Annotated in this window: 17 protein-coding genes; 10 read left to right on the top strand and 7 right to left on the bottom strand. The window is 69.8% G+C overall.

The features are described 5' to 3' along the window. Positions 1–28: 28 nt before the first annotated feature. The 5 genes from yajC (at position 29) to ACQHII_RS38925 (ending at position 6,915) form a co-directional block, all read left to right on the top strand. Entirely contained in the window at positions 29–535 is a 507-nt protein-coding gene (gene yajC / locus ACQHII_RS38905; RefSeq protein WP_427923647.1) for a preprotein translocase subunit YajC, read from the top strand. A gap of 142 nt (positions 536–677) precedes the next feature. After that, a complete protein-coding gene (gene secD, locus ACQHII_RS38910; protein WP_427923648.1) occupies positions 678–2,447 on the top strand; it encodes a protein translocase subunit SecD in 1,770 nt (589 codons plus the stop codon). A 1-nt stretch (position 2,448) separates the two neighbouring features. Next, positions 2,449–3,567, top strand: coding sequence for a protein translocase subunit SecF (gene secF, locus ACQHII_RS38915; protein ID WP_427923649.1), 1,119 nt, complete (start codon positions 2,449–2,451; stop codon positions 3,565–3,567). Continuing rightward, complete coding sequence (locus tag ACQHII_RS38920; protein WP_427923650.1) at positions 3,564–4,103, top strand: adenine phosphoribosyltransferase; 540 nt, start codon at positions 3,564–3,566, stop codon at positions 4,101–4,103. The genes secF and ACQHII_RS38920 overlap by 4 nt, the downstream gene beginning before the upstream one ends. Before the next feature lie 271 nt (positions 4,104–4,374). Next, positions 4,375–6,915, top strand: a complete 2,541-nt coding sequence (locus ACQHII_RS38925) for a RelA/SpoT family protein (RefSeq protein ID WP_427923651.1) — start codon at positions 4,375–4,377, stop codon at positions 6,913–6,915. A 66-nt stretch (positions 6,916–6,981) separates the two neighbouring features. On the opposite strand, the gene ACQHII_RS38930 is transcribed toward ACQHII_RS38925, so the two are convergent. Both ACQHII_RS38930 and ACQHII_RS38935 read right to left on the bottom strand, forming a co-directional pair. After that, positions 6,982–8,211, bottom strand: coding sequence for a DUF349 domain-containing protein (locus ACQHII_RS38930; protein WP_427923652.1), 1,230 nt, complete (start codon positions 8,209–8,211; stop codon positions 6,982–6,984). Positions 8,212–8,346: 135 nt separating this feature from the next. After that, positions 8,347–9,186 (bottom strand): peptidylprolyl isomerase, encoded by an 840-nt coding sequence (locus ACQHII_RS38935; protein ID WP_427923653.1) that lies wholly within the window; start codon positions 9,184–9,186, stop codon positions 8,347–8,349. A 179-nt stretch (positions 9,187–9,365) separates the two neighbouring features. Between ACQHII_RS38935 and ACQHII_RS38940 the strand changes: the two genes are divergently transcribed. Both ACQHII_RS38940 and hisS read left to right on the top strand, forming a co-directional pair. Beyond that, positions 9,366–10,085, top strand: a complete 720-nt coding sequence (locus tag ACQHII_RS38940; protein ID WP_427923654.1) for an MBL fold metallo-hydrolase — start codon at positions 9,366–9,368, stop codon at positions 10,083–10,085. A gap of 10 nt (positions 10,086–10,095) precedes the next feature. After that, complete coding sequence (gene hisS / locus ACQHII_RS38945) at positions 10,096–11,358, top strand: histidine--tRNA ligase (protein WP_427923655.1); 1,263 nt, start codon at positions 10,096–10,098, stop codon at positions 11,356–11,358. A gap of 212 nt (positions 11,359–11,570) precedes the next feature. On the opposite strand, the gene ACQHII_RS38950 is transcribed toward hisS, so the two are convergent. Genes ACQHII_RS38950 through ACQHII_RS38965 form a run of 4 tightly spaced genes read right to left on the bottom strand, consistent with a single transcriptional unit; the run spans position 11,571 to position 15,104 of the window. After that, the gene (locus ACQHII_RS38950; protein WP_427923656.1) at positions 11,571–12,194 is read right to left on the bottom strand and encodes a response regulator; all 624 of its coding nucleotides are present in this window, start codon (positions 12,192–12,194) and stop codon (positions 11,571–11,573) included. Beyond that, complete coding sequence (locus ACQHII_RS38955; protein ID WP_427923657.1) at positions 12,191–13,399, bottom strand: sensor histidine kinase; 1,209 nt, start codon at positions 13,397–13,399, stop codon at positions 12,191–12,193. The genes ACQHII_RS38950 and ACQHII_RS38955 overlap by 4 nt, the downstream gene beginning before the upstream one ends. Then, positions 13,396–14,241 carry an ABC transporter permease gene (locus tag ACQHII_RS38960; protein ID WP_427923658.1) on the bottom strand — a complete coding sequence of 282 codons (846 nt, stop codon included), beginning with the start codon at positions 14,239–14,241 and terminating at the stop codon, positions 13,396–13,398. The genes ACQHII_RS38955 and ACQHII_RS38960 overlap by 4 nt, the downstream gene beginning before the upstream one ends. Then, positions 14,238–15,104, bottom strand: a complete 867-nt coding sequence (locus ACQHII_RS38965) for an ABC transporter ATP-binding protein (RefSeq protein WP_427923659.1) — start codon at positions 15,102–15,104, stop codon at positions 14,238–14,240. Before ACQHII_RS38965 ends, ACQHII_RS38960 begins: the two co-directional genes overlap by 4 nt. Positions 15,105–15,246: 142 nt before the next feature. Here ACQHII_RS38965 and ACQHII_RS38970 point away from each other — a divergent pair, with 142 nt between their 5' ends. The 3 genes from ACQHII_RS38970 (at position 15,247) to rpsD (ending at position 18,234) form a co-directional block, all read left to right on the top strand. Further along, positions 15,247–15,903 (top strand): vitamin K epoxide reductase family protein, encoded by a 657-nt coding sequence (locus ACQHII_RS38970; RefSeq protein WP_201050361.1) that lies wholly within the window; start codon positions 15,247–15,249, stop codon positions 15,901–15,903. Positions 15,904–15,949: 46 nt separating this feature from the next. Next, on the top strand, positions 15,950–17,305 hold the full coding sequence (locus tag ACQHII_RS38975; protein WP_427923660.1) for a replication-associated recombination protein A: 1,356 nt from the start codon (positions 15,950–15,952) through the stop codon (positions 17,303–17,305). A gap of 314 nt (positions 17,306–17,619) precedes the next feature. Continuing rightward, positions 17,620–18,234 carry a 30S ribosomal protein S4 gene (rpsD, locus tag ACQHII_RS38980; RefSeq protein ID WP_362660023.1) on the top strand — a complete coding sequence of 205 codons (615 nt, stop codon included), beginning with the start codon at positions 17,620–17,622 and terminating at the stop codon, positions 18,232–18,234. 33 nt (positions 18,235–18,267) lie between these two features. Here the strand turns inward: rpsD and ACQHII_RS38985 are convergent, their stop codons facing one another. Next, positions 18,268–20,430, bottom strand: coding sequence for an ATP-binding protein (locus ACQHII_RS38985; RefSeq protein WP_427923661.1), 2,163 nt, complete (start codon positions 20,428–20,430; stop codon positions 18,268–18,270). Positions 20,431–20,625: the final 195 nt, after the last annotated feature.

Below are 20,625 nucleotides of genomic sequence, written 5' to 3' on the forward strand. Positions count from 1 at the left end.
CGCGGTCGTGCGAAGGAAATTCCGTCCCGTGAATATCGTGACCCTCCTCCCGTTCATCGTGCTCATCGGGGCCATGTTCCTGATGACCCGCTCTGCCAAGCGCAAGCAGCAGGCGGCCGCGTCGATGCGTAATGACATGCAGCCCGGCACCGGCGTCCGCACGATCGGGGGCGTGTACGCGACGGTCAAGGAGGTCAACGAGGAGACGGTTCTCCTCGACGCCGGCCCCGGCGTCGAGCTCCTCTTCGCGAAGAACGCGATCGGCGCCGTCCTCACCGACGACGAGTACAACCGCATCGTCCACGGCATCGAGCACGACCTGAAGGACGACTCCGACGTCGTCCCGGACGACGCCTCCTCCCTCACCGAGACCGACGAGCCCGCCGCCGACTCTTCCGACGACAAGCCCATCGACCTCGGCAAGAAGGACGTGGCCGACGAGCCCGCCGACGCCACCGAGGAGCCGGCCGAGGCCGAAGAGGCCAAGACGGACGAAGAGCCGAAGAAGACCGACGGCGACTCCGACGCGAAGTAGTCACGTCCCGGGAGCGCGGCGCGATCCGCTCGCGCCCCGCGCACCCCGGGTACGTGCGCCGCTCGCACGGGATCCCGACACCATGTCATGGCCGCAGGCGCGCTGACCCGGCGCGGAGCGGCCCGAGAGGGAGTACGAGAAGGTGGCAGCACCTAAGAGGGGCCGTAGCGCGAGCGCCCAGAGCAAGCCAGGGCGCTCGCTGGCCCTCATCCTGATCGCCATCGTGGCGCTCACGGGTGGCATGTTCGCATCCGGGCACACCACTCCGCGTCTCGGCATCGACCTGGCCGGCGGTACGAGCATCACTCTCCGGGCCGTCCCGGAGAAGGGCCAGGAATCCGCGATCAACAAGGCCAACATGGACACCGCGGTCGACATCATGAACCGCCGTGTCAATGGTCTTGGTGTCTCGGAGGCCGAGGTCCAGACGCAGGGCACCAGGAACATCATCGTCAACATCCCCAAGGGCACGAACTCGGAGGAAGCCCGGCAGCAGGTCGGTACCACGGCCAAGCTGTACTTCCGCCCGGTCCTGGCCACGGAGGCGTCGGTCGGCGCCGCGGCGAGCCCCTCCCCGAGCGCCTCGGGCAGTGCTTCCAGCAGCCCGTCCAGCTCGGCCAGCCCCAAGACGACGGCTTCCTCGTCCAAGACCGGCTCCGCGACCCCGACGGCCACCGCCACCTCGCAGGGACGCGCCGCGAGCGACGCCCTGAAGGCCGACTCCACCCCGTCCGCGAGCGCCAGCGCCTCGGCCTCGGCCAGCGCCAGCCCGTCGGCGTCCAGCAGCAGCGCCGCCAGCGCGGCGGCGGCCAAGCTGGAGGCCCAGTACACCGCGCTGGACTGCTCCAAGAAGTCGACACAGAACACCGCGGGCAAGGACTCCAAGGCCACCGACGCGACCGTGGCCTGCGGCCAGGTCAGTGGCGTCTGGTACAAGTACCTGCTCGGTCCCGCCGCCGTCGACGGCACGGACGTCAAGAAGGCCTCGGCCGTCTACAACACGACGACCGCCGCCGGCTGGCAGGTCACCATGGACTTCACCGGCAAGGGCGGCGACAAGTTCGCCACCGTCACCGGCGAGCTGGCGAAGAACACCGCCCCGCAGAACGAGTTCGGCATCGTCCTCGATGGCCAGGTCGTCTCCAGCCCCTCCGTCAGCTCGTCGATCACCGGCGGCAGCGCGGAGATCTCCGGCAGCTTTACCCAGGAAGAGGCCCAGAGCCTCGCCAACATGCTGTCGTACGGCGCCCTGCCGCTGACCTTCAAGGAGGACAGCGTCACCACGGTGACCGCGGCCCTCGGCGGTGAGCAGCTGCACGCCGGTCTGATCGCGGGCGCGATCGGCCTCGGCCTGGTCGTCATCTACCTGCTGATCTTCTACCGCGGCCTGTCGGTCATCGCGATCCCCTCGCTGCTGGTCTCCGCGATCCTCACCTACGTGATCATGGCGCTGCTCGGCCCGGGCATCGGCTTCGCGCTGAACCTGCCGGCCGTCTGCGGTGCGATCGTCGCGATCGGTATCACCGCGGACTCGTTCATCGTGTTCTTCGAACGCATCCGGGACGAGATCCGCGAGGGCCGCTCGCTGCGCCCCGCCGTCGAGCGGGCCTGGCCGCGTGCCCGGCGCACCATCCTGGTCTCCGACTTCGTGTCCTTCCTCGCCGCCGCGGTGCTGTTCATCGTCACCGTCGGCAAGGTCCAGGGCTTCGCGTTCACGCTCGGTCTGACCACCGTGCTCGACGTCGTCGTGGTGTTCCTCTTCACCAAGCCGCTGATGACGATCCTCGCCCGCCGGAAGTTCTTCGCCAACGGCCACAAGTACTCCGGCCTCGACCCGAAGGCCCTCGGCGCCAAGGCGCCCCTGCGCCGGACCCGCCGTCCCTCCGCCCCCGTCGACCCGAAGGAGGCGTGAGATGTCGAAGCTCGGCAACCTCGGCGCCCGACTGCACCGTGGCGAGGTCGGGTACGACTTCGTCGGCAATCGCAAGATCTGGTACGGCATCTCGATCCTGATCACCATCACGGCCATCCTCGGTCTGACGGTGCGCGGCCTGAACATGGGCATCGAGTTCCAGGGCGGTGCCGCCTTCACCACGCCGAAGCACATGAGCGCCTCGGTGAGCCAGGCGGAGAAGTACGCCGTGGACGCCTCCGGCCACGACGCGGTCGTCCAGAAGCTCGGTGACGGCAGCCTGCGCATCCAGATCGCCGGCATCGACACCGACAAGTCCGACGCCATCAAGACGAAGCTGGCCAAGGACCTGAACGTCAGCTCCGAGGACATCGCCGCGGACCTGGTCGGCCCCAGCTGGGGCGACCAGATCGCCAACAAGGCCTGGGAGGGCCTGGCGATCTTCATGGTGCTGGTCGTGATCTACCTGGCCATCGCCTTCGAGTGGCGCATGGCCCTGGCCGCGCTCGTCGCCCTGATCCACGACATCACCATCACCATCGGCATCTACGCCCTCGTCGGCTTCGAGGTCACGCCCGGCACGGTGATCGGTCTGCTGACCATCCTCGGTTACTCGCTCTACGACACGGTCGTCGTCTTCGACAGCCTCAAGGAGCAGACCAAGGACATCACCAAGCAGACCCGCTGGACCTACAGCGACATCGCCAACCGCTCGATCAACGGCACGCTGGTGCGTTCCATCAACACCACGGTCGTCGCGCTGCTGCCGGTCGCGGCCCTGCTGTTCATCGGCGGCGGCTTCCTCGGCGCGGGTGTCCTCAACGACATCTCGCTGTCGCTGTTCGTCGGCCTCGCGGCCGGTGCGTACTCCTCGATCTTCATCGCCACGCCGCTCGTCGCCGACCTCAAGGAGGCCGAGCCGCAGATGAAGGCGCTCAAGAAGCGCGTCCTCGCCAAGCGGGCCCAGGCCGCGGCGCAGGGTGAGCCGGTCGAGCCCGAGGTCACCGACGACACGGACGACGACTACGACGACGAGGACGCGGCAGCCGTCGTAGGACCGCGCACGCAGCCGGCGTCGCGCAACCGCGGCCGTGGCCGCCCCTCGGGGAAGCGCCGATGACGGGCGTCCAGGAGCTGCTGCTCAGCCGTATCCGCGATGTGGCCGACTACCCGGAGCCGGGCGTGATGTTCAAGGACATCACCCCGCTCCTGGCGGACCCGGCCGCGTTCACGGCCCTCACGGACGCGCTCGCCGAGGTAGTCGAGCGCACCGGCGCCACCAAGGTCGTCGGCCTGGAGGCCCGCGGCTTCATCCTCGGCGCCCCGGTGGCCGTCCGCGCGGGCGTCGGCTTCATCCCCGTACGCAAGGCGGGCAAGCTCCCCGGAGCGACCCTCAGCCAGGCGTACGACCTGGAGTACGGCTCCGCCGAGATCGAGGTCCACGCGGAGGACCTGTCGGCCGAGGACCGGATCCTGATCGTGGACGACGTCCTGGCCACGGGTGGCACGGCCGAGGCCTCGATCCAGCTGATCCGCCGGGCGGGCGCCGAGGTCGCCGGCCTCGCGGTCCTGATGGAACTGGGCTTCCTCGCGGGCCGCGCCCGCCTGGAACCGGCACTGGGCGGAGCGCTGCTGGAAGCGCTGCTGGTGGTCTGAAGCCGACAGCACGCCTTATGGCGATTTCGAGAACGGCCGCCCCGGTACCACCGGGGCGGCCGTTCTCGTACTCCCGGGGCGTGGGGCTGTTCACGGCACGACACCTGCAAGGCGCCCCCACTTCACCTCCCGGAATTCCGGCGGCAGCCCCCCGCGTTTCACCGGTGGACGGCCCTCACATCGGCCTGAAGGCGATCCCCGAGCCCGGGATCGCTACCATGGGCACTCCGGAGCCTGACCGGGGGACCCGGATCGCGCACGAGGAGTCCTCTTGGCAGACGAGGCCCAGCCCCTGACCGCCGCCAAGCCCGAGCCCACCCCGGGCCCCGCGGCGGAGCCCGCGCCCAGCGCGACGACCGCGCAGAGCGAACCGCGCGGGACGGCGGAGCACGCCCAGACGGCGCCCGCCGACAAGGCGGCCGAGTCCTCGCGCCCCAAGCCGGACCAGCCCGAGCGCCCGGCCCCGGCCGTCGCGCCCCGGCCCACCGCGGGGCAGCCCGCCCGCACCGGCGGCGGCTCCTCCAACCGCGTCCGCGCGCGCCTGGCCCGTCTCGGCGTGCAGCGCTCCAACCCTTACAACCCGGTCCTGGAGCCCCTGCTGCGGATAGTGCGCAGCAACGACCCGAAGATCGAGACGGCCACCCTCCGCCAGGTCGAGAGCGCCTACCAGGTCGCCGAGCGCTGGCACCGCGGCCAGAAGCGCAAGAGCGGCGACCCGTACATCACCCACCCGCTCGCCGTCACCACGATCCTCGCCGAGCTGGGGATGGACCCGGCCACCCTCATGGCCGGCCTGCTGCACGACACCGTCGAGGACACCGAGTACGGCCTCGACCAGCTCCGCCGCGACTTCGGCGACTCAGTCGCCCTGCTCGTCGACGGCGTCACCAAGCTCGACAAGGTCAAGTTCGGCGAGGCCGCGCAGGCCGAGACCGTGCGCAAGATGGTCGTCGCGATGGCCAAGGACCCGCGCGTCCTGGTCATCAAGCTCGCCGACCGCCTGCACAACATGCGCACCATGCGTTACCTCAAGCGCGAGAAGCAGGAGAAGAAGGCGCGCGAGACCCTGGAGATCTACGCGCCGCTCGCCCACCGCCTGGGCATGAACACCATCAAGTGGGAACTGGAGGACCTCGCCTTCGCGATCCTCTACCCCAAGATGTACGACGAGATCGTCCGGCTGGTGGCCGAGCGGGCACCGAAGCGTGACGAGTACCTGGCCATAGTGACCGACGAGGTCCAGACCGACCTGCGCGCCGCCCGCATCAAGGCGACCGTCACCGGCCGCCCGAAGCACTACTACAGCGTCTACCAGAAGATGATCGTCCGCGGTCGCGACTTCGCGGAGATCTACGACCTGGTGGGCATCCGCGTCCTCGTGGACACCGTCCGCGACTGCTACGCGGCCCTCGGCACCGTGCACGCGCGATGGAACCCGGTCCCCGGCCGGTTCAAGGACTACATCGCGATGCCCAAGTTCAACATGTACCAGTCGCTCCACACGACGGTGATCGGCCCCAACGGCAAGCCCGTCGAGCTCCAGATCCGCACCTTCGACATGCACCGCCGCGCCGAGTACGGCATCGCCGCGCACTGGAAGTACAAGCAGGAGGCCGTCGCCGGCACGTCCAAGGTGCGCTCGGACGCGCCCCGGACCACCGGCAAGGACGACCACCTCAACGACATGGCGTGGCTGCGCCAGTTGCTCGACTGGCAGAAGGAGACCGAGGACCCGGGCGAGTTCCTGGACTCCCTGCGCTTCGACCTGTCCCGCAACGAGGTCTTCGTGTTCACGCCGAAGGGCGACGTGATAGCGCTGCCCGCCGGTGCCACCCCGGTGGACTTCTCGTACGCGGTGCACACCGAGGTCGGCCACCGGACCATAGGAGCACGGGTCAACGGGCGGCTCGTACCGCTCGAATCCACCCTGGACAACGGCGACTTGGTCGAGGTCTTCACCTCCAAGGCACCCGGTGCGGGTCCCTCCCGCGACTGGCTCGGCTTCGTCAAGTCGCCGCGCGCCCGCAACAAGATCAGAGCCTGGTTCTCCAAGGAGCGCCGCGACGAGGCGATCGAGCAGGGCAAGGACGCCATCGCCCGCGCGATGCGCAAGCAGAACCTGCCGATCCAGCGCATCCTGACCGGCGACTCCCTGGTCACGCTCGCGCACGAGATGCGCTACCCGGACATCTCCTCGCTGTACGCGGCGATCGGCGAGGGCCATGTCGCCGCGCAGAACGTCGTACAGAAGCTGGTGCAGGCGCTCGGCGGCGAGGAGGCGGCCACCGAGGAGATCGACGAGAGCGTCCCGCCGACGACCGGCCGGGGCCGCAAGCGCCGGTCGAACGCCGATCCCGGTGTCGTCGTCAAGGGCGTCGACGACGTGTGGGTCAAACTGGCCCGCTGCTGTACGCCCGTCCCCGGCGACCCCATCATCGGTTTCGTCACACGGGGTAGCGGCGTATCGGTTCACCGCAGCGACTGCGTCAACGTGGAGTCACTGTCCCGCGAACCGGAGCGCATCCTGGAAGTCGAATGGGCGCCCACCCAGTCCTCGGTCTTCCTGGTCGCCATCCAGGTCGAGGCGCTGGACCGCTCCCGGCTCCTCTCGGACGTCACCCGCGTCCTGTCCGACCAGCACGTCAACATCCTCTCCGCGGCCGTCCAGACCTCCCGCGACCGCGTCGCCACCTCCCGCTTCACCTTCGAGATGGGCGACCCCAAGCACCTGGGCCACGTCCTGAAGGCGGTCAGGGGAGTGGAGGGCGTCTACGACGTCTACCGCGTGACGTCGGCGCGCAACAAGTCGTAGAACGGACGCAGAAGGGGCTCCCGTACGCGATGTACGGGAGCCCCTTCTACGTGCCTACGACTACGGTCAGCCGCCGAACTCCTGGAGGCCCTTCAGCGCCTGGTCCAGCAGGGCCTGGCGGCCCTCCAGCTCGCGCTCCAGCTTGTCGGCGCGGGAGTTGTTGCCCTGGGCGCGTGCCTGCTCGATCTGGCCCCTGAGCTTGTCCACGGCGGCCTGGAGCTGGCCGGTCAGACCCTCGGCACGCGCGCGTGCCTCCGGGTTCGTCCGGCGCCACTCGGTCTCCTCGGACTCCTGGAGGGCCCGCTCGACCGCGTGCATCCGGCCCTCGACCTTGGGTCGGGAGTCGCGCGGCACATGGCCGATGGCCTCCCAGCGCTCGTTGATCGAGCGGAAGGCCGCGCGGGCCGCCTTGAGGTCGCCGATCGGCAGCAGCTTCTCGGCCTCCTCGGCGAGCTCCTCCTTGAGCTTCAGGTTCTCCGTCTGCTCCGCGTCCCGCTCGGCGAAGACCGAGCTGCGGGCGGCGAAGAAGACGTCCTGGGCGCCGCGGAAGCGGTTCCACAGATCGTCCTCGTGCTCGCGCTGGGCGCGGCCCGCCGCCTTCCAGTCGGACATCAGCTCGCGGTACCGCGCGGCCGTGGGACCCCAGTCCGTCGAGGCAGACAGCCCCTCGGCCTCGGCGACCAGCTTCTCCTTGGTCTTGCGGGCCTCCTCGCGCTGCGCGTCCAGCGACGCGAAGTGCGCCTTGCGGCGCTTGGAGAAGGCCGACCGGGCGTGCGAGAAGCGGTGCCACAGCTCGTCGTCCGACTTGCGGTCCAGCCGCGGCAGCCCCTTCCAGGTGTCCACCAGGGCGCGCAGCCGCTCACCGGCGGCCCGCCACTGGTCGGACTGCGCCAGCTCCTCCGCCTCGACGACCAGCGCCTCCTTGGCGTGCCTGGCCTCGTCGGACTGCTTGGCGCGCTGCTGCTTGCGCTCCTCGCGCCGTGCGTCGACGGTCTCCACGAGCTTGTCGAGCCGCACCCGCAGCGCGGCGAGGTCGCCGACCGCGTGGTGGGCGTCGACCTGCTCGCGCAGATGGTCGACGGCGGCCTGCGCGTCCTTCGCCGACAGGTCGGTGGTCTTCACGCGCTTTTCGAGGAGGCCGATCTCGACAACCAGGCCCTCGTACTTGCGCTCGAAGTAGGCCAGCGCCTCGTCAGGGGAGCCGGCCTGCCAGGAACCGACGACCTGCTCGCCGTCGGCCGTACGCACGTACACGGTCCCCGTCTCGTCGACGCGTCCCCACGGGTCGCTGCTCACAGCGCCTCCTCCACATGATGCCTGCACAGGGCCTCTGCGCCCCCGGGCATCGTCCACAGTTTCGTCACGGCCAACATAGGCGACCGGCGGGTTGCCTGTCCGCATCCCGCGCGACCGAAGTTTCCCTGTTGACGGTCAGGATTTGGTGACGGTCGCCTTGTTGATCACGACGGTCGCGTTCGGTGCTCCGTCGCCCGCGCCCGTGCTCTCGCCGGCCGCCGCGATCTTCTTCAGGACCGTCATTCCGGAGGCGGAGATGGTACCGAACGGGGTGTAGTTGGCCGGGAGCGGGCTGGCTTCGTAGACCAGGAAGAACTGGCTGCCGCCGGTGTTGCGGCCCTTGCCCGTGGAGGCGTCGTAGGTGTTCGCCATCGCGACCGTGCCCGCCGGGTAGGTGGTGCCGCCCTTGAGGCTCGCGTCCTTCAGGTTCTCGTCCGGGATCGTGTAGCCGGGACCGCCGCTGCCCGTGCCCGTCGGGTCGCCGCACTGGAGCACGTAGATGCCGCTGGTGGTGAGCCGGTGGCACTTCGTGTGGTCGAAGAAGCCCTTGCTCGCGAGGAAGTTGAACGAGTTCACGGTGTGCGGCGCGGCCGACGTCTTCAGCGCGATGTCGATGTCGCCGCAGGTCGTCGCCAGCTTCATCGTGTACTTCGCCGACTTGTCGATCGTGATCGCCGGCTCCTTCTTCCAGGTCTCCGTCTTGACCTTGCCCGCGGCGGCCTTCGCGCACGGGTCCGGCGCCTTGCTCGTCGCCGAGGCACTGGGCGTCACGTCCGCGCTCGCGTTGGACTTGTCGTCGTTCTTCATGACCCCGGTCGTGTACAGCGCCACGCTGCCGATCACGATCACGCCGAGCACCGACGCGATCACCGAGTTGCGCGTGCGCGCCTTGCGCCGAGCGGCCGTGCGCCGCTGCTGCTGCCGCAAGAACTTCTCCCGCGCGAGCTGCCGCTTCCGCTGTTCCTGGGTGACCACCGGATTCTCTCCTCATGCGTCTCGTACGTCGACTGGGACGCGTGCGTCTTGTGAGCCGACCGCCTGCGTGTGCCCCGTACCGTATATGGGTTCGCTGAGGATTCGGCAGCGCCGGTAGGCTCTGACCACTGACGCAGGGATCCTTATCCCCACCCGTATCGACACAACGAAGGACGATCGTGCTCATTGCCGGGTTCCCCGCCGGGGCCTGGGGGACGAACTGTTATCTCGTCGCCCCCGCCGCCGGTGAGGAGTGCGTGATCATCGACCCGGGCCATCAGGCCGCCGAGGGAGTCGAGGAAGCGCTCAGGAAGCATCGGCTCAAGCCCGTCGCGGTCGTCCTCACCCATGGCCACATCGACCATGTGGCCTCGGTCGTCCCGGTGTGCGGCGCGCACGACGTGCCGGCCTGGATCCACCCCGAGGACCGGTACATGATGAGCGACCCCGAGAAGGCGCTCGGCCGCTCGATCGGGATGCCGCTGATGGGCGAGCTGACCGTGGGTGAGCCCGACGAGGTCAAGGAGCTGACCGACGGCGCCCGGCTGGAGCTGGCGGGACTGGAGTTCTCGGTCGCGCACGCGCCGGGCCATACGAAGGGGTCGGTGACCTTCCGGATGCCCGAGAACACGGAGATCCCGTCCGTGTTCTTCTCCGGGGATCTGCTCTTCGCCGGCTCCATCGGACGCACCGACCTGCCCGGCGGCTCCCACGCCGAGATCCTCGAATCGCTGGCCCGTGTGTGCCTGCCGCTCGACGACTCGACCGTGGTGCTGTCCGGCCACGGCCCCCAGACGACCATCGGCCAGGAGCGCGCCACGAACCCGTATCTGCGGGACGTGGCCGCGGGCCGTCAAGATCGCGGCGCTGATGTGAAGGCTCCCCGACGAGGAATGTGACGAGAACTTCGTGAGCACCTTTCAGGCCCCCAAGGGCACGTACGACCTGATTCCGCCGGAGTCGGCCAAGTACCTCGCCGTGCGCGAGGCGATCGCGGCCCCGCTGCGCAACTCCGGCTACGGCTACATCGAGACGCCCGGCTTCGAGAACGTCGAGCTCTTCGCGCGTGGTGTCGGCGAGTCCACCGACATCGTGACCAAGGAGATGTACGCCTTCGAGACCAAGGGCGGCGACCAGCTCGCCCTGCGCCCCGAAGGCACGGCCTCCGTACTGCGCGCGGCACTCGAGGCCAACCTGCACAAGCTCGGCAACCTCCCCGTCAAGCTCTGGTACTCGGGCTCCTACTACCGCTACGAGCGTCCCCAGAAGGGCCGTTACCGCCACTTCTCCCAGGTCGGCGCCGAGGCGATCGGTGCGGAGGACCCGGCCCTGGACGCCGAGTTGATCATCCTGGCGGACCAGGCGTACCGCTCCCTGGGACTGCGCGACTTCCGCATCCTCCTCAACAGCCTGGGCGACAAGGAGTGCCGTCCGGTCTACCGGGCCGCGCTCCAGGACTTCCTCCGTGGCCTCGACCTCGACGAGGAGACGCTCCGCCGCGCGGACATCAACCCGCTGCGGGTCCTCGACGACAAACGCCCCGACGTCCAGAAGCAGTTGACGGACGCCCCGCTGCTGCGCGACTACCTGTGCGACGCGTGCAAGGCGTACCACGAGGAGGTGCGCGAGCTGATCTCGGCCGCCGGCGTCTCCTTCGAGGACGACCCGAAGCTGGTGCGCGGCCTGGACTACTACACCCGCACCACCTTCGAGTTCGTCCACGACGGTCTGGGCTCCCAGTCCGCGGTGGGCGGCGGCGGTCGCTACGACGGCCTCTCCGAGATGATCGGCGGTCCCGCACTGCCCTCCGTGGGCTGGGCGTTGGGCGTCGACCGTACGGTCCTGGCACTGGAGGCGGAGGGCGTCGAACTCGAACTCCCCGCGTCCACCAGCGTGTTCGCCGTCCCGCTCGGCGAGGAGGCCCGCCGTGTCCTCTTCACCAAGGTCACCGAACTCCGCAAGCTGGGCATCGCGGCGGACTTCTCCTACGGCTCCAAGGGTCTCAAGGGCGCGATGAAGAGCGCCAACCGCAGCGGGGCCCGCTACACGATCGTCGCCGGGGAGCGGGATCTCGCCGAGGGGGTCGTCCAGCTCAAGGACATGGAGTCCGGCGAGCAGTCGGCGATCCCGGTGAACGAGATCGTGGCGGAACTGGAGTCGAAGCTCGGCTGAGGAGGGGGTCTTTCGCCCCCGCCGCCCCTACCCGTCCCGTCCCTGGGGGCTGCCGCCCCCAGCCCCCCGCTTCGGCCCCGAAAGGGCCTCGTCCTCAAACGCCGGACGGGCTGAAAGAGGCATCAACTCAGCCTCTCCGGCGTTTGAGGAGCGGGGGCTGGGGCGGAGCCCCAGGAGGATGGGACGGGTAGGGGCGGCGGGGGCGAGAATCCCTAGTCCAGCAACCCGAACCGCATCGCACTCGTCACCGCCGCCGTCCGGTCGTCCACCCCCAACTTGCCGAACACGCGCAGGAGATGGGTCTTCACCGTCGACTCCCCGATGTAGAGACGCCGCCCGATCTCCGCATTGGTGCACCCCTCCGCCACCAACCGCAACACCGCCGTCTCCCGCTCCGACAACCGCGGCCGCTCCGGCCTCGTCCGCAACTGGTCCACCAACCGCGCGGCCACCGAGGGCGCCAACACGGTCTCGCCCCGCGCAGCGGCTCGCACCGCGTCGGCGAGTTCCCCCCGGGGCAGGTCCTTCAGGAGATAGCCCGCCGCCCCCGCCTCCACCGCGCGGAGAATGTCCCGGTCGGTCTCGTACGTGGTGAGGACGATCACGCGGCACGGCAACCCCGCCGCGCTCATCCGCACGATGGAGTCGACGCCCCCGCCGCCCGGCATCCGCAGGTCCATCAGCACGATGTCGGGCCGGAGTTCGGCCGCCAGCGCCTCGGCCTGCGGCCCGCTGGAGGCGTCGGCGACCACATCGAGATCCGGTTCGGCACTGAGCATGGCGCGCAGCCCCTCCCGTACGACGGGATGGTCGTCGGCCAGCACGATCCGGATCATCGGGGACTCCTTGACGGTGACAGGGGCGATACCGGCAGTTGTACGGTCACCGTCGTGCCCCCGCCCGGCACGCTGCGCACCCGCGCCGTCCCGCCCACCTCCGCGGCCCGCGTGCGGAGCCCCGCCAGGCCGTAGCCGCCGGACACCGCGGCAGGATCGAAGCCGCACCCGTCGTCCCGTACCGACACGGTGACTTGATCGTCCGCGTACGCCAGCGCGAGGCTCACCGTCGCCGAACTCCCCGCGTGCTTGCGGGCGTTGGCAAGGGCCTCCTGGCAGGAGCGCAGCGCGACCACCTCGGGTGCGGCGGGCAACGCCCTTACGGGACCGGTGACTTGGAGGGTCGCGTCATGGCGCGCGGCGAGCCGGCGCAGGGCGTCCGGCAGTGAGGCGTCGGCGAGGTCGGCCGGGGTGCCGCCGGCGACGAGGGCGCGGGCCTCGGCGAGGTTCTGCCGGGCGGTCTCGTCCATGAGCGCCAGGTGGCGGCGGGCTTGGGGGAGGTCCTCGTCCAGTTCGGCCTCCACCGCCTGGATGAGCATCAGCAGGCTGGTGAAGCCCTGGGCGAGGGTGTCGTGGATCTCCCGGGCCATGCGCTCGCGTTCGGCCAGCGCGCCGTGTGCCGACGACAACCGGGAGACCTCGTGGCGGCTCGCGTCCAGTTCGGCGATCAACTCGGCGCGCTCCTGGCTCTGTTCGATGACCCGGATGATCCACGTCCCGAGGGCCATCGAGAAGACCAGGGTGACCACGGCGAACACCGAGTTGAAGAACACGTCGTGGGCGCCGGGCCACCACAGCAGCGCCCAGCCGATCACCGGTGCGATGTTGATCACGGTCACCGCGATCAGCGCCCAGCGCAGCCGCAGCATCATGAAGCAGGGCGGGACGAGAGCGAAGGCCATCAGCCGGGTCTCGCCTACCAGCACCGCCGACGGCAGGAACAGCGCCATCTGCGCCACGAGGTAGGTGACGGCCCGCCGCTCGTCGGGCGGATCGCCCTGGAGGACCGGGCGCCCGAGCCGGACGTACAGGGGAATCAGCGGGGCGAGCAGTCCGGCCGCCACCACGCGCACCGGCCACCCCGGCCTGTCCGTGCCGAGCACGAACACCAGGGTGGCCAGCCAGATCAGGGCGAAGTACGTGTCCCAGAGCCGGAAGGAGCGGTCCCAGGTGTACGAGCCCTTCGCCGGGGCGGGAGCGGTCATCCGTCGCGCCGGTTCTTCCACCGGAAGGTCAGCAGGCACAGCAGCAATCCTCCGACGCACCACGCCCCGAGCACCAGCGCGACCTTCCCGAACTCCCAGCTCCCGGCCTGCTCCAGCACCTGCGCCGACGAGGGCAGGAACACTCCGCGCAGCCCCTGGCACATCCACTTCAGCGGGAACAGGGCACCGATGTTGAGCATCCAGTCCGGGATCGTGTCGATCGAGATGTACACCCCGGAGATGAACTGGAGCACCAGGAACGGCAGTACGACCACGGAGGTCGCGCTCTTGCCGGACTTGGGCACCGAGCTGACCGCGATGCCGAGCAGCGCGCACGCCGTCAGACCGAGCACGAAGATCCAGCCGAAGTCCAGCCACTTGGTCGCGGACGAGGGCAGGTCCACGCCGTAGAAGCCGGTCCCGACGAGCAGCAGGATCGCCGTCTCCAGCAGGCCCGTGACCAGAACCAGCCAGATCTTGCCGAGGAAGTACGCGGCCGGTGGCATCGGCGTGCCGCGCAGCCGGCGCAGCACCTTCTCGTCGCGTTCGATGGCGATCGAGATGCCGAGGGACTGGAAGCTCGTCGACATGATGCCGGCGGCCATCATGGCCGGGACGTAGAGCTGGGAGGCGGTGACGCCCGCGCCCCGGACGTCGTCCTTGAAGATCGACGCGAAGAGGAAGAGGAAGACGACCGGGAAGGCGAAGGTGAAGACGACCTGGTCGCGCTGGCGGAAGAACTGTTTGAGTTCCAGCACCCCGCGCCACAGCCCGAGCCCCCAGGCGCCGGGCAGTCGTTCCTCGGAGGTCCGGGGCCGGGCCCGCACTGCCGTCGTGGTCATCGCACGTCCTCCTGTCCGGTCAGCCGGAGGTAGACGTCCTCCAGGGTGGGGCGGGTCACCAGCAGCCCGGGGATCTCGCCGTCGAAGCGGTGCATCAGCTCGGCTACGACCTTGGTAGGAGTGGCGGTGTGCTCCGCGCGCGGGGTGCCGTCGGGCTCGGTCCACTCGACGGTGGCTCCGGTGCCGTGGGCCTCGCGCAGGGCGGCCGGTTCGCCCTTCGCGACCACGCGACCCTTGGCGACGATGGCGAGGCGGTCGGCGAGGTTCTCCGCCTCCTCCAGGTAGTGGGTGGTGAGGAGGATGGTGGTGCCCTCGCCGGCCAGCTTGCGGATCAGGTCCCAGAACTGGCGCCGGGCCGCCGGGTCGAAACCGGTCGTCGGCTCGTCCAGGAGCAGGAGTTCCGGATCGCCGATCACTCCGAGGGCCACGTCCAGGCGCCTGTGCTGGCCGCCCGAGAGTGCCTTGATACGGCTGTCGACCTTGGCCTCCAGACCCACCAGGCCGATGACCTCCTCGGGGTCGCGCGGACGCGGGTAGTAGCGGGCGAAGTGCCGTACGGTCTCGCCGACCGTCAACTCCGCGGGTGCCGATTCGTCCTGCCAGACGATGCCGACCCGCGAACGCCACGCGCGTGTGCCCGTCGCCGGGTCCGACCCGAGGACCAGGACCTCGCCCGCGTCCCGGCCGCGATTGCCCTGGAGGATCTCCACCGTGGTGCTCTTGCCCGCGCCATTGGGCCCGAGCAGGCCGAACACCTCCCCGGTGCGTATCTCCAGGTCGATTCCGTCCACGGCGGTCACGTCCCCGTACTGCTTGCGCAGCCCCCGCACATCCACTGCGAGTTCGTTCGCCTGTGTTGTCATGCCATGAGCATCGTCCGGAATCGAGCGCTCAGGGACGACCGTGCGTACTTCCTTATGTCCACCGAACGGTGGACAGGGCCATGCGTGCGGCACAATGGCCCTGCCCGAAGATGGTCCAACTCTCAAGTGACGGATCGGCGTGATGAGCAAGACGACAGTGAAGGACGTCTCCACCGACTCCGAGCCGGAGCACACGGCCGAGGAGCCGCGCACGGTCGGCAGCAGCCGGGCCTTCGCCGTGCTGCTGGTGATCACGGGAGCGGCCGGTCTGCTCGCCGCGTGGGTCATCACGATCGACAAGTTCAAGATTCTTGAGGGCAAGCTCGCGGGCAAGACGTTCACCCCGAGCTGCAGCATCAACCCGATCGTGTCCTGCGGCAGCGTCATGGAGTCCAAGCAGGCCGCGGCCTTCGGCTTCCCGAACCCGATGCTCGGCCTGGTCGCCTACGGCATCGTCATCTGCGTCGGCATCAGCTTGCTGACCCGGGTGAAGTTCCCGCGCTGGTACTGGCTGACCTTCAACTTCGGCACGCTCTTCGGAGTGGGCTTCTGCACCTGGCTCCAGTTCCAGTCGCTGTACCGGATCAACGCGCTGTGCCTGTGGTGCTCACTGGCCTGGGTCGCCACGATCACCATGTTCTGGTACGTGACGTCGTTCAACATGCGCAACGACTTCCTGAAGGTCCCGCGCCCGGTGAAGAACTTCCTGGGCGAGTTCACCTGGGTCCTCCCGGTCACCCACGTCGGCATCATCGCCATGCTGATCCTGACCCGCTGGGGCACCCAGCTCTGGGCGTAACGCCTGCCAGGCCGGATTGTCAGTGGCGTGACATAGGGTTTTCGACGTGGAGCCCGACCTTTTCACCGCCGCAGCCGAAGAACGCCAGGAGAAGGACCCGTCCGGCAGTCCCCTGGCGGTACGGATGCGCCCGCGCACCCTCGACGAGGTAGTGGGCCAGCAGCATCTGCTGAAGCCGGGCTCGCCTCTGCGCAGGCTCGTCGGCGAGGGCGCGGGCGGCCCGGCCGGACCGTCCTCGGTGATCCTCTGGGGGCCGCCCGGCACCGGCAAGACGACCCTCGCCTACGTCGTCTCCAAGGCCACCGACAAGCGGTTCGTGGAGCTGTCCGCGATCACCGCCGGGGTCAAGGAGGTCCGCGCGGTCATCGACGGCGCCCGCCGCGCCACCGGCGGTTTCGGCAAGGAGACCGTCCTCTTCCTCGACGAGATCCACCGCTTCAGCAAGGCCCAGCAGGACTCCCTCCTCCCGGCCGTGGAGAACCGCTGGATCACCCTGATCGCGGCGACCACCGAGAACCCGTACTTCTCGGTGATCTCCCCGCTCCTGTCGCGCTCCCTCCTCCTCACCCTCGAACCGCTCACGGACGACGACCTGCGCGCCCTGCTGCGCCGGGCGCTGTCCGACGAGCGCGGTCTCAAGGACGCGGTCACCCTCCCCGAGGACAGCGAGAACCACCTGCTGCGCATCGCCGGCGGCGACGCCCGCCGCGCGCTGACCGCCCTGGAGGCCGCCGCCGGTGCCGCCCTCGACAAGGGCGAGCCGGACATCACCCTCCAGACCCTGGAGGAGACGGTCGACCGCGCGGCCGTGAAGTACGACCGGGACGGCGACCAGCACTACGACGTGGCCAGCGCCCTCATCAAGTCCATCCGCGGTTCTGACGTCGACGCGGCCCTGCACTACCTCGCCCGCATGATCGAGGCAGGCGAGGACCCCCGCTTCATCGCCCGCCGCCTGATGATCTCGGCCAGCGAGGACATCGGCCTCGCCGATCCCAACGCGCTGCCGATCGCGGTCGCCGCCGCCCAGGCCGTGGCGATGATCGGCTTCCCGGAGGCCGCACTCACCCTCAGCCACGCCACCATCGCCCTAGCCCTGGCCCCCAAGTCGAACGCGGCGACCATGGCGATCGGCGCCGCCATGGAGGACGTACGCAAGGGGCACGCGGGCCCGGTGCCGATGCACTTGCGGGACGGCCACTACAAGGGCGCGGCCAAGCTCGGGCACGCCCAGGGGTACGTCTACCCGCACGACCTGCCCGAGGGGATCGCCGAGCAGCAGTACTCCCCGGACGAGCTGAAGGACCGCGAGTACTACGAACCGACCCGGCACGGCGCGGAGGCGCGGTACGCGGACGCCGTCGAGTGGACCCGCAAGCACCTCGGTCGAAAGCGGTCCTGAGCACCCTGTAGAATCCCCCGAAGTGCTGTGTCCCGTGCTGTCAGAACGGGACGGTCAGCCGGAGCCAGTCAAAGGACCCAGTTCTCGGACCGGCTCCAGGAGCGTCGCGCACCGTTCGAATGGTGTCGCGGGCAGCCCACCACCATCCGCCGCGAGGCGGGACCGGTCGGTGGGCCACTCGCGTGCTGCACGTAGTGCCCAGATCAGGGGAGCGGCTGCCCACCAGGTCCCGCAAGGGATTCGGCGGGTCTCCCCGGCTGCGGATGCGACCTCTCTCACCACCCTGACAAGCCGATAACCAGGAAAGAGACATCGTGGCGAACCAGTCCCGCCCCAAGGTCAAGAAGTCGCGTGCCCTCGGCATCGCGCTGACCCCGAAGGCCGTCAAGTACTTCGAGGCCCGTCCCTACCCGCCGGGTGAGCACGGTCGTGGCCGCAAGCAGAACTCGGACTACAAGGTCCGTCTGCTGGAGAAGCAGCGTCTGCGCGCGCAGTACGACGTGTCCGAGCGCCAGCTCGTCCGCGCCTACGAGCGTGCCTCCAAGGTCCAGGGCAAGACCGGTGAGGCCCTGATCATCGAGCTGGAGCGTCGTCTCGACGCGCTGGTCCTGCGTTCGGGCATCGCCCGCACGATCTACCAGGCCCGCCAGATGGTCGTTCACGGCCACATCGAGGTCAACGGCCAGAAGGTCGACAAGCCGTCCTTCCGCGTCAAGCCGGACGACGTCGTCATGGTCCGCGAGCGCAGCCGCAGCAAGACCCTGTTCGAGGTCTCCCGCGCCGGTGGCTTCGCCCCCGACGGCGAGACCCCGCGCTACCTCCAGGTGAACCTCGCCGCCCTGGCCTTCCGCCTGGACCGCGAGCCGAACCGCAAGGAGATCCCGGTGATCTGCGACGAGCAGCTCGTCGTCGAGTACTACGCCCGCTGATCACCTCACGGACGTAGCACCACCTGCACCACGTCAGCCCGCCGTCTCCCCGCCCTTCCGGGTGGGCGAGGCGGCGGGCTTTCGCATGTCCACGCCCACCGGCGCAGGCCGTACCGGCCCGCGCGGCAGCGGTACGGCGTCGAGGGGGCGCCGCTGCCCCAGCGCACGTGCCACGGCGGCCTCCCGGCCGAGCCGCGCGCCCTCGCGCACGCGCTCCTCGTACGGGCCGTCGCCCAGCCGTTCGCGGGCCATCGCCTCGCACAGCTCGTGCGGGGCGTTGTAGTACGCCGAACCGAACAGCGGCAGGCCCACCGACGGCCACATCCCGCCCGCCGCGCCTTGTAGCAGCGCGGCCTCGGCTGCGTCGCCCTCGGCCGCCGTGACGAGGGCCAGCAGTTCGACCGCCAGCACCGTGCCCAGCAGATCGCGGAAGCCGTGCGCGCTGCCCAGGCAGTCCGCCAACAGGTCGCGCGCGTGCGGGAGTCGCCCCTCGCTCCAGGCGACGTAGGCCAGGACGTACAGGGCGTAGGAACGGGTCCACCGCTCACCGTGGTCCTCGCACACCCGCCGTACGTCCTCGCACAGCTTCACCGCGTCCGCCAGGTCGCCCTGGAAGGCCCGGGCCATCGCCAGCTCGACCTGGCCCATCAGTACGTTGCTGTTCAGCTCGCCGATCTGCTGGTAGCGGTCGAGCGCAGAGCGCAGCAGGGTCTCCGCGCGCGGCATGTCGTCCGTGACCAACGCCAGGCAGCCGGTGCGGTGTTCGGCGTACGCCACCGCCGTGGGGTTCGCGGTCTGGTCGGCCTCCTCGCGGCACTCCTGGAGCGCGGCGAGCGCGGGCACGGTGTCGCCCTGGAGGATCGCCACGTAGCCGAGCACCCACAGGGCCTTCAGCCGTGACTGGTCGTTGTCGGAGTCGAGCTGTACGGCCTGCTCCAGCCAGTGCCGGCCCTCCGAGAGCCGCCCGCAGCCCGCCCAGTAGAACCACAGGGAGCCCGCCAGGTACTGGCCCAGATGCGTCTCGTCCGGCTCGGTCAGGCAGTACTCCAGGGCGCCGCGCAGATTCGGCAGTTCCGCCTCGACCCGCGCGGCGACCTGGCCCTGGCGCGGCGAGAACCAGTCCAGCTCGCACCAGGTGGCAAGCCCCAGATACCAGTCGCGGTGCCGCCGCCGCAGCCGGGGCGCGTCCCCGGTCGCCTCCAGCCAGTCGGCACCGTAGGCCCGGATCGTGTCGAGCATCCGGTAGCGCACACCCGTCGCCGTCAACTCACGGACGACCACCGACTGCGCGAGCAGTTCGGACAGCACGTCGAGGACACCGTCCGAGGGCAGTCCGTCGCCGCCGCACACGTACTCGGCGGCCTCCAGGTCGAAGCGCCCCGCGAACACCGACAGCCGCGCCCACAGCAACCGCTCCTCGGGCGTGCACAGTTCATGGCTCCAGCCGATCGCCGTCCGCAGCGTCTGATGCCGGGGCAACGCGTCCCTGCGTCCACCCGCCAGCAGCCGGAACCGATCGTCGAACCGCGCCAGCAACTCCCCGGGCGACAGAGCCCGCAGCCGCCCCGCCGCCAGCTCCACGGCGAGCGGAATCCCGTCCAGGCGCCGACACAACTCCCGTACGTCCGCGTCCTGTTCGCCGAGGACGACCCCCTGCTGCGCGGCCCGCTCGGCCAACAGCTCGGCCGCCTCGGCCTCACCCAGCGGAGCCAGCGTCACCACCCGCTCGCCCGCCAGCTCCAACGGCCGCCGCCCCACCGCCAGCACCCGCAGCCCCGGCACCCGCCCGACCAATTCGGCCACCAGCGGGGCACACACGTCCACCAGATGCTCGAACCCGTCCAGCACCAACAGGAGTTGACGCCCGGCCAGATGCGCGAGCAGCGCCTCGCGCGGCAGCCGCGTGGTGTGGTCCGTCAGCCCCAGGGCCTCCACGACCGCGAAGTCCACCAGTTCCGGATCGCGCACCGGCGCCAGCTCCACCCGCCACACGCCGTCCGGGGGAGCGGTGCGCGCCGCCGCGTGGGCCGCGAGCCGGGACTTGCCGACCCCGCCGGGCCCGGTCACCGTGACCAGACGCGAGGCGTCGAGTGCCCGCGCCAGTTCGGTGAGTTCGGCCGTACGGCCCACGAACCGGTCGGGTTCGAGGGGCAGATTGCCGTCCGCGGTGGCGTCGCCGCCATGGGGAGCTCGCATGGAACACGGAGCGTACTGAACCGTGTTCAGTCCGTACAATCGCTTCACCCAACTCCACCGCGCGCGGGGCGGGAATGCGGTACGGAGCGCCACCCCCGGCGCGATAGGCTCGGGGCCAGCCATCAACATATGTTTACGGAGCGCTGTCTCCGGCCCGATAGGCTCGGGCCAGTCATCTACAGGTGTTTATGAGAG

Source organism: Streptomyces sp. cg40 (assembly GCF_050320165.1).
Classification (GTDB): domain Bacteria; phylum Actinomycetota; class Actinomycetes; order Streptomycetales; family Streptomycetaceae; genus Streptomyces; species Streptomyces hokutonensis.